Annotated in this window: 12 protein-coding genes; 2 read left to right on the top strand and 10 right to left on the bottom strand. The window is 68.6% G+C overall.

The window, feature by feature from the left end; translation table 11 throughout:
* Window positions 1–32: 32 nt before the first annotated feature.
* The 7 genes from ACJJVL_RS07775 to ACJJVL_RS07745 all read right to left on the bottom strand — a co-directional run bounded on the left by ACJJVL_RS07775 (window position 33) and on the right by ACJJVL_RS07745 (window position 9,431).
* Window positions 33–1,487, bottom strand: a complete 1,455-nt coding sequence (locus ACJJVL_RS07775) for an NCS2 family permease (protein WP_405217949.1) — start codon at window positions 1,485–1,487, stop codon at window positions 33–35.
* A gap of 90 nt (window positions 1,488–1,577) precedes the next feature.
* A complete protein-coding gene (locus ACJJVL_RS07770; RefSeq protein ID WP_405218009.1) occupies window positions 1,578–2,834 on the bottom strand; it encodes a citrate synthase in 1,257 nt (418 codons plus the stop codon).
* Between the two features lie 100 nt (window positions 2,835–2,934).
* Window positions 2,935–4,008 carry a succinyldiaminopimelate transaminase gene (dapC, locus tag ACJJVL_RS07765; protein WP_405217948.1) on the bottom strand — a complete coding sequence of 358 codons (1,074 nt, stop codon included), beginning with the start codon at window positions 4,006–4,008 and terminating at the stop codon, window positions 2,935–2,937.
* Window positions 4,008–4,331, bottom strand: coding sequence for a ferredoxin (fdxA, locus tag ACJJVL_RS07760; RefSeq protein WP_405217946.1), 324 nt, complete (start codon window positions 4,329–4,331; stop codon window positions 4,008–4,010). The genes dapC and fdxA overlap by 1 nt, the downstream gene beginning before the upstream one ends.
* Window positions 4,328–5,422, bottom strand: a complete 1,095-nt coding sequence (locus ACJJVL_RS07755; protein WP_405217945.1) for a PIG-L family deacetylase — start codon at window positions 5,420–5,422, stop codon at window positions 4,328–4,330. The genes fdxA and ACJJVL_RS07755 overlap by 4 nt, the downstream gene beginning before the upstream one ends.
* Before the next feature lie 112 nt (window positions 5,423–5,534).
* Window positions 5,535–7,436, bottom strand: a complete 1,902-nt coding sequence (gene typA, locus ACJJVL_RS07750; RefSeq protein WP_405217944.1) for a translational GTPase TypA — start codon at window positions 7,434–7,436, stop codon at window positions 5,535–5,537.
* Window positions 7,437–7,526: 90 nt separating this feature from the next.
* A complete protein-coding gene (locus ACJJVL_RS07745; protein WP_405217943.1) occupies window positions 7,527–9,431 on the bottom strand; it encodes an ABC transporter ATP-binding protein in 1,905 nt (634 codons plus the stop codon).
* Window positions 9,432–9,493: 62 nt separating this feature from the next.
* Between ACJJVL_RS07745 and ACJJVL_RS07740 the strand changes: the two genes are divergently transcribed.
* A complete protein-coding gene (locus ACJJVL_RS07740) occupies window positions 9,494–10,111 on the top strand; it encodes a PH domain-containing protein (RefSeq protein WP_405217941.1) in 618 nt (205 codons plus the stop codon).
* Between the two features lie 22 nt (window positions 10,112–10,133).
* Here the strand turns inward: ACJJVL_RS07740 and ACJJVL_RS07735 are convergent, their stop codons facing one another.
* From ACJJVL_RS07735 to ACJJVL_RS07725, 3 genes are all read right to left on the bottom strand, one after another.
* Complete coding sequence (locus ACJJVL_RS07735) at window positions 10,134–11,147, bottom strand: ABC transporter permease (protein ID WP_405217940.1); 1,014 nt, start codon at window positions 11,145–11,147, stop codon at window positions 10,134–10,136.
* A complete protein-coding gene (locus ACJJVL_RS07730; protein ID WP_405217938.1) occupies window positions 11,147–12,688 on the bottom strand; it encodes an ABC transporter permease in 1,542 nt (513 codons plus the stop codon). The genes ACJJVL_RS07735 and ACJJVL_RS07730 overlap by 1 nt, the downstream gene beginning before the upstream one ends.
* 138 nt (window positions 12,689–12,826) lie before the next feature.
* Window positions 12,827–14,647, bottom strand: coding sequence for an ABC transporter family substrate-binding protein (locus ACJJVL_RS07725; RefSeq protein WP_405217936.1), 1,821 nt, complete (start codon window positions 14,645–14,647; stop codon window positions 12,827–12,829).
* A gap of 164 nt (window positions 14,648–14,811) precedes the next feature.
* On the opposite strand from ACJJVL_RS07725, the gene ACJJVL_RS07720 reads away from it, so the two are divergent.
* Window positions 14,812–15,576, top strand: coding sequence for a CPBP family intramembrane glutamic endopeptidase (locus tag ACJJVL_RS07720; protein WP_405217935.1), 765 nt, complete (start codon window positions 14,812–14,814; stop codon window positions 15,574–15,576).
* The last annotated feature ends 204 nt before the right edge of the window (window positions 15,577–15,780 follow it).

Here is a 15,780-nt window from a genome sequence, read left to right as displayed (position 1 = left end):
GGAATGCGGCGACGCCGCGGTGCCTCGCCCGATCAGGCGCCGAGCATCGCCTCGATCGGGCCGCGCGCGAAGAACACCACGAACAGCGCCGCCACGATCCACAGCAGCGGCGAGATCTGCTTCGCGCGCCCCCCGACCGCATTGACGAGCACCCACGCGATGAAGCCGACGCCGATGCCGTTGGCGATGTTGTAGGTCAGCGGCATCACGACGATCGTGAGGAAGGCCGGGAGCGCGACGCGGAAGTCGGTGAAGTCGATCTCGGTCACCTGCGTCATCATGAGCGCTCCGACCACGACCAGGGTCGCGGCAGCGACCTCCAGCGGTACGACGGAGGTCAGCGGCGTGAGGAACATCGCGGCCAGGAACAGCATCCCCGTCACGACCGATGCCAGGCCGGTGCGAGCGCCGTCGCCGATGCCGGCCGCCGAGTCGATGAAGACCGTGTTCGATGACGCGCTCGCGCCGCCGCCCGCGACGGCACCGAATCCCTCGACGACGAGCGCCCGCTTCAGCCCGGGGAACTGCCCGTTGGGTGTCGCGATGCCCGCCTGGCGCGCGAGGCCCGTCATCGAGCCGATCGCGTCGAAGAAGTTCAGGAACACGAGCGTGAAGATGAACATCGTGGTGGCGAGGATGCCGATGCGCTCGAAGGCGCCGAACGAGACCTGGCCGATGAGCGAGAAGTCAGGCAGCGAGAAGATCGAGGTCGGCAGCGCCGGCGGATTGAGGTTCCAGGCGTTGGGGTTCGTGCCGAGCGACGGCCCGACCTTGAAGATCGACTCCAGGACGATCGCGATGGCGGTTGCCGCCACGATGCCGATCAGCAGCCCGCCCTGCACGCGGCGGGCGAGCAGGATGCCCATGAGCGCGAGCGCGATGATGAACACGATGGTCGGCAACGACGTGATGGAGCCGCCCTCGCCGAGCTGCACGGGCGGTGCCGCGATGCCGGTGGTGCGCACGAAGCCGGCGTCGACGAAGCCGATGAAGGCGATGAACAGGCCGATGCCGACGGTGATCGCAGCCTTGAGCGGCGCGGGCACCGCATCGAAGATCATGCGGCGCAGGCCCGTCAGGCCCAGCACCACGATGATGATGCCGTTGATGACCACGAGGCCCATCGCCTCCGGCCAGGTGAGCTCCCCCACGAGGCTGAAGGCCAGGAACGAGTTGATCCCGAGACCGGCGGCGAGACCGAACGGCACGTTCGCGATCAGGCCCATCGCGAGGGTCATCACGCCGCCGACGAGTGCCGTGACGGCTGCGACCTGGTGGTTCGGCAACCAGCCGCCCTCGACATCCACGACCGCCTGGTCGGCGGAGAAGCCACCGATGATGAGCGGGTTCAGCACGATGATGTAGGCCATCGCGAAGAAGGTCACGAGACCCCCGCGCAGCTCCTGCGGCACGGACGAGCCGCGCTCGGAGATCTTGAAGAAGCGGTCGACCGCGCTCTTGGGCGCTGCCTGCGTGGTGTTGGTCATGGGTGCTGGTGCTCCGGCTCAGCCGCGCAGGCGGCGCTTCATGTGGTGCGGAAGAGGGGACTGCGCGAGCGCCGCATGCGACGCCGCGCGTCAGATGTGGCGCTCGGTCGGTCCCACGTACAGCTGCTGCGGGCGGCCGATCTTCGTCTGCGGGTCCAGCATCATCTCGCGCCAGTGCGCGATCCAGCCCGGCAGGCGCCCGATCGCGAAGAGCACCGTGAACATGCGCTCAGGGAAGCCCATCGCCTTGTAGATGACGCCCGTGTAGAAGTCGACGTTGGGGTAGAGCTGGCGCTCCTTGAAGTAGTCGTCGGCGAGGGCGACCTGCTCCAGCTCCTGCGCGATGTCGAGCAGCGGGTCGCGCACGCCGAGCTGCGCGAGCACCTCCTCGGCGGACGACTTCACGAGCTTCGCGCGCGGGTCGTAGTTCTTGTAGACGCGGTGCCCGAAGCCCATGAGCTTCACGCCCTGCTCCTTGCGCTTGACGCGCTCGACGAAGCGCTCGACGCCCTCACCCGAATCGCGGATGCCGCGCAGCATCGTCAGCACCGCCTCGTTCGCGCCGCCGTGGAGCGGCCCGGAGAGCGCGTGGATGCCCGCGGAGACGGAGGCGAACAGGTTGGCGTCCGTCGACCCCACGAGGCGCACGGTCGAGGTCGACGCGTTCTGCTCGTGGTCGGCGTGCAGGATGAGCAGGCGCTCGAGCGCCCGCACCATCACCGGGTTCTGGATGTACTCCTCGGCCTCGATGCCGAAGTTCAGCTTCAGGTAGTTCTCGACGAAGCTCAGGCTGTTGTCGGGGTACAGGAACGCCTGGCCGATCGACTTCTTGTGCGCGTACGCGGCGATGATCGGCATCTTCGCGAGCAGCCGGATCGTCTGCTTGTCGACCTTGTTCGGGTCGCGCGGGTCGTGGTCGGACTCGTAGTAGGTCGACAGCGCGCTGACGGCGCTCGAGAGCGCGCTCATCGGGTGCGCATCCCGCGGCAGCGCATCGAAGAAGCGCCGCAGATCCTCGTGCAGCAGCGTGTGCCGGCGCACGCGCTGGTCGAACGTCGCCAACTCATCCTCGGTCGGCAGCTCGCCGTAGATGAGCAGGTGGGCGACGTCGAGGAAGGTCTTCTGCTCGGCGAGCTCCTCGATCGGGTACCCGCGGTAGCGCAGGATGCCGGCCTCGCCGTCGATGTAGGTGATGGCGCTGCGGGCATTCGCGGTGTTCACGAAGCCGTAGTCGAGCGTGGTCAGGCCGGTGTCGCGCGTCAGCCTCGCCACGTCGATCGCGGACCGCCCGTCGGTCGCCTCGAGCACGCGCAGCTCGGTGGAGCTGCCGTCGTGCTGCAGGGTCACGGAACGGTCCGTCGCACGGGCGGGGGTCGATGCGGTGTCCTGGGTCGTCACGATGACACACTATCGGTCGCCCGGCGGGCGCCCTTCACGGGCGCCGACGTCAGCCGCGCAGGCGAGCTGCCGCCCTGCTGATGTCCGCGTCGGAGGCAGTGAGCGCGACGCGCACATGCGTGCGGTCACCGTAGAACGTGCCGGGCGCGACCAGGATCCCCAGCCGTGCGAGCGCATCGACCTGGTGCAGCGCATCCGTGCCGTCGGTCGCCCACAGGTACAGGCCCGCATCGGAGGCGACGCGGTAGCCGCGCGCCTCGAGCGCCGGCAGCAGCATGGCGCGCCGAGCCCGATAGCGCTCGCGCTGCGCATCGACATGGACCTCGTCGCCCAGGGCGACGGCGAGCGCGTGCTGCACCGGGGTCGGCGCCATGAGGCCGAGGTGCTTGCGCACAGCGAGCACGCGCTGCAGGAGCTGCGGATCACCCGCGATGAAGGCCGCCCGGTAGCCGGCCAGGTTCGACTGCTTGCTCAACGAGTAGACGGCGATCAGGTTGCTGAGATCGCCGTCGGTGACGCGCGGATCGAGGATCGACGGCGACTCGTCGACCTCCCACGGCAGCAGGGCGTAGCACTCGTCGCTCGCCACCACGATCCCCCGGTCGCGCGCGGCATGCACGACGCGGCGGAGGGCATCCACGCCCAGCACGGCGCCGGTCGGATTCGACGGCGAGTTGAGCCACACGAGCTTCGTCGCGGCCGGCCAGTGATCGGGATCGTCGGCGCGCACCGGCTCGGCGCCGGCGACCCGCGCCCCGATGTCGTAGGTCGGATACGCGACCGACGGATGCACGACGACGTCGCCGGCGCCGAGGCCGAGCTGCAGCGGCAGGCCGGCGACGAGCTCCTTCGAGCCGACCGTGACGAGCAGATGCGCGTCGGTCAGCCCCGCGACCCCGCGCACGCGGTCGAACCACTCGACGATCGCCGCCCGCGCCTCCGCCGAGCCGTGATTGGTCGGGTAGGCGTGCGCGTCGGTCGCGTCGCGGAGCGCACGCTGGATGAGCGGCGGCGTGGGGTCGACGGGCGAGCCGACGCTGAGGTCGACGAGCCCGTCGGGATGCTGCGAGGCCCGAGCCTTCGCCCCTGCGAGCGTGTCCCAGGGGAACTCGGGCAGCAGCATCAGTCGTGCTGCTGCGGGGGCAGCGCGGCGACGATGGGGTGGTCGTACGCGATGACGCCCACCTTCGCGGCGCCACCGGGCGAGCCGATCTCGTCGAAGAAGTGCACGTTGGCCTCGTAGTACTCGGCCCATTCCTCCGGCGTATCGTCCTCGTAGAAGATGGCCTCGACGGGGCACACGGGCTCGCACGCACCACAGTCGACGCACTCGTCGGGGTGGATGTAGAGCATCCGCTCACCCTCGTAGATGCAGTCGACGGGGCACTCGTCGACGCAGGCGCGATCCTTGAGGTCGACGCACGGGAGCGCGATCACGTAGGTCATCGGTCTGCCTCCCCTTCTGTCCTAGTCCTGGCAGCCATTCTAATCCGTCGCATCGACTCCGCGTTCGGCCACGCCAGCGCGATGAACGATGCGAGCACCGGCAGCGTCGACCAGAGCCAGCCGGCGAGGTTCGCGGGCACGAGCGAGCGCTCCGTGCCCCAGGCGCCCCGGCCGAGCGGATCGATCGCGATGACCGCGATCACACCGATGACGCCCAGCACCGTCGCGATAGTCATCGGGCGCGAGCCGCTCGCGGCGCGCACGCCGGTGATGAGGCCGACCGCGGCGATGAGCGAGAGCCCGAGCCCCCAGGGCAGCTGCTGGTGCGAGAACGTGCCGACCACGCCCACGACGACACCCGCCAGCAGCGCGCCGGCGCGCAGCAGCCAGCGGGTGCTGCGCCTCGGCCGCGCCTCGATCAGGCGGTAGTGCTCGACGCGATCGATCGGCTGCCGCTGCCCGCCGACGTGCAGCACATCACCGCCATCGACGGTCAGCTGCGAGGAGTGCGCCGCGAGCGCTGCGAGCACGCGCTCCCGCACGGGCGCCAGCTCGAAGGAGACATCGGCCCTGTGCGCCGTGCGGACGTACAGCGGCAGGTCGTAGCGCCGCGCGACCATCACCGCGGCATGGTGCGCCGCGACGTGATCGGGATGGCCGTAGCCGCCGTCGGCGTCGTAGCTCACGAGCGCGGTCGGATCGACCTCCTCGATCACGACGCTGAGCGCATCCGCGAGGTCGTCGATGTCCGCGCGGCTCATGGACGTCGGCGGGGCGTCTGGCGCAGCCCCCGCCTTGCCGTTCGCGTGCCACGCCATGCCGGAGTCGTCCCAGCCGTGGATGCGGCGGCCGCGGGCACCGAGCGCTCGCAGCGCAGCCTCGAGCTCGGCGCGGCGCAGCTCGCCGATGCCCACGTCCTGCACGGCTCCCAGGCGTTCGGGGCGCACCTCGCCGCGCTCTCCGAGCGTGAACGTCACCACCACGGCATCGCCGCCGCTCGCTGCGACCGTGGCGATCGCGGCGCCGGTCGAGAGCGTCTCGTCATCGGGGTGGGCGTGCACGAACATCACGCGCTCGAGGCGGGGATCCATCGCTCTCATCCAACCACTGTCCGGCAACCAGCAGAGCCAACGAACCCCTCCGGCCGACATCGACCTGGCGTACCGGGTCGACGTCGGCGGGAGGGGTCCCGTTCGCGTGCGGCTAGCCCCGCTTCTTCAGCCGGCTCGCCTCTCGGCCTCGCGTGGTCGCGTCGAGGATCACCTTGCGGATGCGCACGTTGGTCGGCGTGACCTCCACGCACTCGTCGTCGCGCGCCCACTCGAGGCACTCCTCCAGCGAGAGCTGCTTCGAGGGCGTCAGTCGCTCGAGCTCCTCTGCGTTCGACGAGCGGATGTTGTTGAGCTTCTTCTCCTTGGTGACGTTGACGTCCATGTCGTCGGCTCGCGAGTTCTCGCCGACCACCATGCCCTCGTAGACGTCATCACCGGGCTCCACGAAGAAGACGCCGCGCTCCTGCAGCGCCATCATGGCGAACGGCGTCGCAACGCCCGTGCGGTCGGACACCAGCGCGCCGTTGCTGCGCGTCACGATGGCACCCGCCCAGGGCTGCGTGCCGTGCGAGATGGCGTTGGCGATGCCCGTCCCGCGCGTGATCGTCATGAACTCGGTGCGGAACCCGATCAGGCCGCGGCTCGGCACGACGAACTCCATGCGAACCCAGCCGGTGCCGTGGTTCTGCATGCCGTCCATGATGCCCTTGCGCGAGGCGAGCAGCTGCGTCACGGCACCGAGGTGCTCCTCCGGAACGTCGATCGTGAGGTGCTCGAACGGCTCGTGCAGCACGCCGTCGATCCTGCGCGTGACGACCTGCGGCTTCCCGACCGTGAGCTCGAAGCCCTCTCGGCGCATCTGCTCCACGAGGATGGCCAGGGCGAGCTCACCGCGACCCTGCACCTCCCACGCGTCGGGTCGACCGACATCCACGACCTTGAGCGACACGTTGCCGATCAGCTCGCGGTCGAGACGGTCCTTGACCATGCGGCCCGTGAGCTTCGAGCCCTTGACCCTGCCGGCGAGGGGCGACGTGTTCGTGCCGATCGTCATCGAGATCGCGGGCTCGTCGACAGTGATGGTCGGCAGCGGTCGCACATCGTCGGGATCGGCGAGCGTCTCGCCGATCGTGATGTCCGGGATGCCCGCGACCGCGATGATGTCGCCCGGGCCGGCGCTCTCGGCCGGCACGCGATCCAGCGCCTTGGTCTCGAGCAGCTCGGTGATGCGCAGGTTCTGCACCTGCCCGTCGTGGCGCACCCACGCCACCGTCTGGCCCTTGGTGATGGTGCCCGCCTTGACGCGCAAGAGCGCCAGACGACCGAGGAACGGGGATGCGTCCAGGTTCGTCACGTGCGCCTGCAGCGGCGCCTCGTCGTCATAGGTGGGCTCGGGGATGTGCGTGAGGATCGCAGCGAACAGCGGCTCGAGGTTCTCGCTGTCGGGCAGCTCGCCGTCGGCGGGCTTCACCGTGGAGGCGCGACCGGCCTTGCCGGAGGCGTACACGACGGGCACGTCCAGGACGGCGTCGAGGTCGAGGTCCGGCACGTCGTCAGCCAGGTCGGAGGCGAGGCCGAGGAGCAGGTCCTGGCTCTCCGTCACGACCGCGTCGATGCGCGCATCCTGTCGGTCGGTCTTGTTCACCAGCAGGATGACGGGCAGCTTCGCCTCGAGCGCCTTGCGCAGCACGAAGCGCGTCTGCGGCAGCGGGCCCTCGGAGGCATCGACGAGCAGCACGACGCCGTCGACCATCGAGAGGCCGCGCTCGACCTCGCCACCGAAGTCGGCGTGCCCGGGGGTGTCGATGACGTTGATCGTCACGACCTCGTCGGTGTGCTCCCCGGCGTAGCGGATCGCCGTATTCTTCGCGAGGATGGTGATGCCCTTCTCGCGCTCGAGGTCACCGGAGTCCATCACGCGGTCGTCGACGGCCTGGTGGGCTGTGAACGAGCCCGTCTGCCGGAGCATCGCGTCGACGAGGGTGGTCTTTCCGTGGTCCACGTGGGCGACGATCGCCACGTTGCGGAGGTCTGATCGCGATGCGATCGGCATGCAGGTGCCTTCCGATATGGGAGTGCGCGACGAACGGCCGCGGTCGCCAAGTCTAGCGGGCGACCGCGGCCGTGCCGCGTCGGGCGACGGTCAGATCTTCTCTTCCTCGTCGAGCGTCTGATCGGCCTGGCGATTGTGGGCGACCTGCTTGGGGTCGGCGACCGGGGGCACGTCGCGCTCGGGCGACTCCTCCGAGGTGCGCGCGAGCACCTCGAGGCGGACCTCGCGGCGCGCAGCCTGCTTGTCGGGGTCCGGCACCGGGATGGCGGCGATGAGGCGCTGCGTGTAGGGCTCCTTCGGTGCGCGCAGGATCGCGTCGCGCGCGCCCTGCTCGACGATCTTGCCGTGGTGCATGACGGCAATGCGGTCCGACATCAGGTCGACGACCGCGAGGTCGTGGCTGATGAACAGGCACGCGAAGCCCTGCTCCTGCTGCAGCTCGCGCAGCAGCTCCAGCACCGTTGCCTGCACGGAGACGTCGAGCGCGCTCGTGGGCTCGTCCGCGACCAGCAGCTCGGGGCTCATGGAGAGCGCCCTGGCGATGCCGACACGCTGCTTCTGGCCGCCCGAGAGCTCGTGCGGGAAGCGGTTGCGATAGGACTGCGGCAGCCGCACCGCCTCGAGCAGCTCCTCGACGCGCGTGTCGAGCGCCTTCCCGCGGTGGATCTTCGCGAGGTACATCGGCTCACCGATCGACTCGCCGATCGGCAGCCGAGGGTTCAGCGATGACGACGGGTCCTGGAAGACGATGCCGACCTTGCGGTTGAGGCTGCGGGCGAGCTTGCGATCGATGTTGGAGATGTCGATGCCCGCCACCTCGAGCCGGCCCTCGGCGATGGGCTGCAGGCCGATCGCCGCGCGACCGATCGTGGACTTGCCGGATCCGGACTCGCCCACCAGGCCGAGGATCTCCCCCGGGCGGATCTCGAGCGAGACACCGTCGACCGCCCGGAATGCGCCGAGCTTGCCCTTCTTGCCGTACTCGACCGCGACGTTCTCCAGCACGAGTGCGGGCTCGCCCTCGAAGACCTTCGCGCTCCGCGTGGCCTCCTCTGCTGCGCGCGCATTGACCTCCACGCGCCGCTGCAGCTCCTCGTTCTCTGCTGCACCGTTCGTGGACAGCGCAAGGGCTGCGGTCAGGTCGATGGCCTCGCCGTCGCCGGTGCCCTCTCCCAGCCGCGGCACGGATGCCAGCAGCATCTGCGTGTAGGGCTGCTTCGGGCTGGCGAAGATCTCGCGCACCGGGCCCTGCTCCACGATGTTGCCCTGCTCCATCACCACGACCCAGTCGGCGAGGTCGGCGACGACGCCCATGTCGTGCGTGATCAGCAGCACCGCGGAGCCGAGCCGATCCTTCAGGTCGCGCATGAGCTCGAGGATCTCGGCCTGCACCGTCACGTCGAGCGCCGTGGTCGGCTCGTCGGCGATGAGCAGCTCGGGGTCGAGCGAGAGCGCCATGGCGATCATGGCGCGCTGGCGCTGGCCGCCGGAGAGCTGGTGCGGGTACGACTTGAAGGCCTTCATGGCGTCGGGCAGCTCGACCAGGTCGAGCATCTCGAGCGCGCGCTCCTGCGCGGCGCTGGGCGCCATGTTGCGGTGGATCCGCAGCGCCTCCATGATCTGGAAGCCGACCGTGAAGACGGGGTTCAGCGCCGTCATCGGCTCCTGGAAGATCGCGGAGACGCGGTTGCCGCGCACCTCGCGCATCTCGACCGGCGAGATCTCCGTGAGCTCGTCGCCGCCCAGCTTGATCGAGCCGCGCACCCGCGCGTTCTTCGGCAGCAGGTCGAGGATGGCCATGGACGAGACGCTCTTGCCGGAGCCGGACTCCCCGACCACGGCGACGACCTCGCCCCTGCCGATCTCGTAGGAGATCTCTCGAGCTGCCGGGATCCAGTAGCCGTCGACCGCGAAGTCGACGCTCAGTCCGGTGATCTGGAGTGCTGGCACATCGCTGTGCTCGCCGTGCACCGGCTCGGTGTGGGTGGAAGTCATGCCGCATCCTCCAGCGGGGTGTCGAATACGTCCGGCGCTGCGGCGCCTGCGACGATGATGCTGTGAACAACGATCTGCGCACCGTGACGGTCCACTCTCGCGTCAATCGGGGTATGGCGATCGCTGCGTGGGCCCTGCTCGCCGTCGTGGGTGCGCTGCTCGCGCTGGGCTCCACCGTGCAGGGCATGGCTGCCGTCGCGCTCGGCGTCGCCTGGCTCGCCTACGCCGTGCACGTCTTCCTCTGGGCTCCGAGCCTCACGGTCGACGACCGCGGGAACGAGATCGGGAACCCCCTGCGCACCGTCACGGTCGCGTGGGAGGCGCTCATCCACGTCGACACGCAGTACGCGCTCACGCTCCACACGCCCGGCGCCAAGTGGAGCGTCTGGTGCGCGCCGCAGGCGAGCGCCCTGGTCGCCCGCACCAAGGCACGCCGCGCTCGCGAGGATCGCGACGCCCGTGATCCTCGCAATCCGCTGGACGCCGGCGTGCGCGTCGGCGACCTGCGCGGCACCGAGTCGGGTGACGCAGCCGCCCTGGTGCGCCAGCGCTGGGACGAGCGGCGGCACGGCGATGTCGACGCCGGAGGCGTCGCGGTGCCCACGCGCATCCACTGGGGACGCGTGACGGCGCTCATCGTCGGACCGGTGCTCGCGTCCGTCGCTCCGCTGCTGCTCTGAACTCCTCACGGTCGGCCCGGTCTCACGCATTGCGCGGCGCGTCGGAGTTCTGAGGCAGTTCCTTCGTGCGACGGATCGAGAACCGCTTCTGGCGCGGGTCGAACGCATCGCGCAGGCCGTCGCCGATGAAGTTGATCAGCAGCGCGGGCACCACGATGAACGAGGCCGGGAACCAGAAAAGCCAGGGCCGCGTGGCGAACGCCGACTGGTTGTCGGAGACCAGCAGTCCGAGCGAGGCCTCGGGGGCGCGGATGCCGTAGCCGAGGTAGCTGAGCGCCGTCTCCAGCAGGATCGCCGACGCTGCGATGAGCGAGGCTGCGACGATCACCACGCCGAGGGCGTTCGGCAGGATGTGCTTGAAGATGATGCGGGCATCGCTCGCACCGGCCACCCGCGCCGCCTCCACGAACTCGCGCTCGCGCAGCGACAGGAACTCTGCGCGCACGAGACGCGCGATGCCCATCCAGGCGACCAATCCCAGCGTGATGGCGAGCCACTGCACGCCGAGGCCACCGGTGATCTGGCCGACGACAGCCCCGACCACGATCAGCGGGATGACGATGAAGACGTCGGTGATGCGCATCAGGATCGCGTCGACCCAGCCGCGGTAGTAGCCGGCGATGGCGCCGACGACGGTGCCGAGCACGGTCGCGACGCCAGCCAGCAGCACGATCACGAGGAACGAGTTCTGCACGCCTCGCATCGTCGCCGCGAAGTAGTCGACACCGATGCGCGTCTGCCCGAACGGGTGCTCGCCAAGCGCGAAGCCTGCCCCGCCGAGCCACTCCGGGATCAGCGAGAGCGTGGGCTTGCCCGCGTCCAGCACCGGCACCGGCTGGTAGTAGTTGTAGTGCCACCAGCCCGGGATCGGTCCGAGCCCGATCGCCGAGATCGAGAAGGCGAAGATCAGGACCAGCAGCACGAACGAGACCATCGAGGTCTTGTTGCGCACGAAGCGCTTGAGGACCAGGCTCGTCTGGCTCTCGCCAGCAGTGCCCTCGCCCGGAGTCTTTGTGTCGTCGGGGGTGGTGCTCATCACTTGACCCTCACTCTCGGGTCGAGGAGCGCGTAGCTCAGGTCTGCCAGGAAGTTGAACAGGATGGCGGTGATGGCGATCACGATGAAGTAGCCCATGACCGGATTCACATCCACCCTGCCGAGCGCGATCGTGAACAGCGCACCCATGCCGCTGATCGCGAACACGCGCTCGGTGATGAGGGCACCGCCCAGCAGCACCCCGATGTCAGCCGCGACGATCGTCGTGATCGGGATGAGCATGTTGCGGAACGCGTGCCGGGTGATGACGACGCGCTCGCTCAGGCCCTTCGCCCGCGCGGTGCGGATGTAGTCCTGGTTCAGCACCTCGAGCAGACCGGCGCGCGCATAGCGCGTGTACCCGGCGAAGGAGATCAGGGTGAGCGAGATCGTCGGCAGCAGGAAGTGCGTGAAGGTGTCGATGCCCATCACCCACATGTCGCCCGAGAGCCCGACGGTCTGCTCGCCCACCGTGGCGATCGGCCGGTTGTTGATACGCGGATTCGACAGGTAGGCCGGCCACGCCTGCAGGAAGCGATCGGCGATCACCAGCAGCATCCCGAGGAAGCCGACCAGCACGGTCACGCGAACGACCAGGCTCCTGTCGGGTCCGCCGATGACCCATCCGACGATGAAGCAGATGGCGAGCGTCGCGAGCGCGACGATGCCGACCGTCCACATCGTCGAGATGTCGAACAGGCCCTGCAGCGCGAAGTACGACCCGTAGGTGAGCACGCCCGCGATGATCGCACCCAGCAGCGCTCGTCGATTGGCGAACCCGGCCAGCACTGCCGTCACGCCGAAGACCGTGCCGCCGATCAGCAGCAGGAGCCCCAGAGCGCCGAGCCCCGGCCGCTGGAACCAGTCGACCGCGTCGAGGTAGTACAGCATCCCGAAGGTGGCAGCGGCTGCGATGACGAACGTGATCAGCCTGCGCCGGTTGGAGCCGGCGGTGAGCGCCTGCATGATCACGCCGATGATGATCGCGACGACCAGGGTCGGCACGAAGCCGATGCTCGAATCACCGGACGAGAGCCAGTTGTTGAAGTCGATCGCGACGAACTCCTTCAGCAGCACCGCTGCGAGGAACGACGGCAGCGAGTAGAGGAAGAAGCTGACGAAGGTCATGCCGAGGTCGAACGCCGAGTACTGGCGCAGGGCCGAGACGATGCCGGTGATGACGCCGAACAGGATCGCGAGGATCGTCGATGCGGCGACCAGCCTCACCGTTGAGGCGGTGGCGTTGGCGAGCAGCGCGGTGACCGGCGTGTAGTTGAGGTCGGTGCCGAGGTCGCAGGGCGTGAAGGGCGTCAGGCAGCCCGCAGCACCGGCGAGCCAGCCGAACCATCGCAGCGGCGGCGGCACGTCGAGGTTGAGTCGCTCGATGCGCTGACCGATCAGGAGCTGCGCATTGGCGGCGCTCGAGCCTCGGAGGTCTTCGAGCGGGTCTCCTGCGTTGGCCGTCAGCACGTACATGATGAACGACGCGACGAGGAGAGTGAGGATAGAGGCGAGGATGCGCCTCACGATGAAGCTGAGCACGGCTCTGGGCTCCGATCAGCCGGAGGATCGCGCGGATCGCGCGCGATCGGGGACGGACACGGGTTGGCCGTGGCTGTCGGGACGTGCGTCCCGACAGCCACGGCCGAAGGACTAACTGGGAATCATACTGTCAGGCGATCAGCCGACGAGCGACCACTCCCAGGTGTTCCAGATGGCGCCCGTCTGGCCGCCGTTGTACACGACGCCTTCCACTTCACCGTTCGTTGCAACCAGACCGGGGGTCTGGAACATCGGCAGGCCGTAGAAGTCGTCACGCGTGAGGCTGTCGATCTCGATCATGATCTCGTTGAGTCGCTCCTCGTCACCGATCGTGACCTGCGACTCGTCGACGAGCGCGTCCACCTCGGCGTTCGAGTAGCCGTTGTAGTTGCCACCGCCGCCGGTCTTCCAGATCTGCGGGAGGCCGGCGGAGCCGACACCGGGAGAGATCCAACCGAAGATGCTCGCGTCGTAGCTGCCCGAGCCGAGCAGGCTGCCCCAGTCGGGCGAGCCGGCGTCGACGATGTTGAAGCCTGCCTCCGAAGCGCTGGCCTGGATCAGCTGGAACGAGTCAACGCGGTTCGGGTTGTTCGTGTTGTACAGGATGCTGACGGTCGGCGTGGCACCGGCGAGCAGCTCCTTGGCGCCCTCGATGTCGGGCTCGGCGAAGTCCGAGTAGCCGTTGACCGCGACCGCGTCCTCGTACTGCGGCTGGTTGGTGACGAACTGCTGCGAGTTCAGCACCTCAGCGTCCTCCTGCACCGGGGTGACGATCGAGTCGAGGATCGCCTGGCGCGGGATGGTCTTCAGGAACGCCTCGCGGACGTTCGCGTCAGCGAAGACCTCGGAGTCCATCGTGAGGTCGATGTGGTCGTACGACAGCTGCGAGCCCTGGATGAGCGTGCCGCCGAAGCCCTCGATCGCGGAGATCGTGTCGGCGGACGGCTGCGGCTCGATGACCTGCACCTCGCCGTTCTGCAGCGCCGTGATCTGCGCGTTCGGGTCACCGATGAAGCGGATGATCAGCTCGTCGAAGCTCGGAGCCATCTCGCCGCGCCAGTTGGGGTTCGGCTCGAAGGAGATGAAGCCACCGTCGTCGGCGGTGAAGTCCTTGGGGACCCACATGCCGGCGCCGACGAGCAGTCCCTCGTCCGTGGGCATCGACGTGATGTTGTAGCCGGTGTTCCACAGCTCGGAGAGCGACTGCAGCTGCTCGTTCGGCTCAGCCGGAGCGTCGGCGTTGCCCTCGGGCGTCTCCTCGAGGAACGTCGCGAGCTCCTCGACCGAGCCGAAGCCAGCGTGCTCAGCGAACACGTGCGCGGGCTTGCCAATGAGGTTCACGAGGTTCCAGTCGACGAACGGCTCGCTGTAGTTCAGCGTCAGCGTTCCCGCCTCCTCGTCGATCTCGGGGAATGCGGTCGTGTCGAGACCGGAGGTGGAGCCTGCGAGCTGGAAGTAGACGTTGCCCGAGGCGACCTCACCGGTCTCCTCGTCGTAGGTGGCGTCGTCGTAGTAGCCGGAACCGATCGCCCACATCAGGAGCATGTCGGTCGTCGTCATCGGCGTGCCATCGGACCAGACGGCCTCGGGGTCGAGTGTGTACTTCACCACGAGCGGGTCGTCGGTGACGAGCTCGATCGTGCCATTGGTCTCATCGGGAACGATGTTGAACTCGTTGTCGACGTAGAAGAACGAACCGGGACCGGTCTGATTTCCCATCAGGAAGTCGATCATGCCGTTCGTGTTCAGGTTGGTCTCCGGCGTGCCGGCCGACAGCGCGGTCGCGGCATTGGTCTGCGCGATGCTGATCGTGCCACCGGCTGCGGCGCTGGGGTCCGTGTCGCCCGAGGTGCCCGGGTCGGGGGTGGTCGTGGTGCAGCCCGCGAGCGCGACCATGGCGGCAGTGCCGATGGCGAGCCCGGCGGCCGTGCGGCCACGACGCCTGTTAGTGATTGTCACTGGTTTCCTCCTGTGCAAGGTGAGCGAGCGGCCTGTTGAGCCGCAGTGCTCTGAGATAGACGCCAGTCTAGGCACGCCCCCGCCGCGCATCGCGCGGAGTGACGGGATCGTTACCAAGTTGGTGCTTCCACAATCCTGAGGCACGCTGCCCCTAGCGTTGAGGTGTGACTCTCACGCGGACCCGCCATCGACTTGCGCTCGAGATCGCGATCGTGCTGCTCCTCTCGCTGGGCGCGAGCGCCCTGTGGTCGCTGCTGCAGTACATCGACGTCTCCACGCGGCCGACGCCCATCGGCGAGCAGCAGGTGGCGCTGAACCCCGCTCGATCCGACCGCGCCTGGCTCGATCTCGCCTATCAGCTCACCGGCATCGTGTTGGACCTCGTGCCCGTCGCGCTCGTTGTCTGGCTGCTGTGGCGCTGGCGGCGCCCGCACCTCGGCGCGCTCGGGATCGACGGCACGCGCCCGTGGCGCGACTCCGCATCCGGCGCCGCGCTCGTGCTCGTGATCGGGATCCCGGGCCTCGCGCTCTACGCAGCCGGCCGCTCGCTGGGCCTGACGGTCGACGTGGTGCCCTCGCCGCTCGACGCGCACTGGTTCACGGTGCCCGTGCTGCTGCTCTCGGCATTGCGCGCGGGGCTCACCGAGGAGGTGATCGTAATCGGGTACCTGTTCGAGCGGCTACGCCGGCTCGGCTGGAGCGCGTGGCAGATCATCGTGGCGACGTCCGCGCTGCGCGGGATGTATCACCTGTACCAGGGCGTGCCCGCGCTGATCGGCAACGTCGCGATGGGCCTGCTGTTCGGCTGGCTCTATCAGCGCACCGGGCGACTGCTGCCGCTCATCATCGCGCACACCCTGATCGACGTCGCGGTGTTCGTGGGCTATCCGTGGGCGTACGCGACGTTCCCGGGGCTCTTCGGCGGTTGATCTCGTGACGCGCGCTGCGCGCGCTCCTCGATCAACGAGCGCCAACGCTGCGCGCGCTCCTCGATCAACGAGTGGTCCGTAGGACAGTCCTATGGATGTCAAGTGGGGTTGAGGTCGTGTTTGAGGGCGGCGAGGATCTCGCGGCAGAGGTAGCGCTTGAGGGCTCTGATGGCGTCTCGTTTGGAGTGTCCTTCGGCGAGTTTC

This window comes from Agrococcus sp. Ld7 (assembly GCF_045064095.1).
Classification (GTDB): domain Bacteria; phylum Actinomycetota; class Actinomycetes; order Actinomycetales; family Microbacteriaceae; genus Agrococcus.
This window is presented reverse-complemented; position numbering and strand designations above follow the sequence as displayed.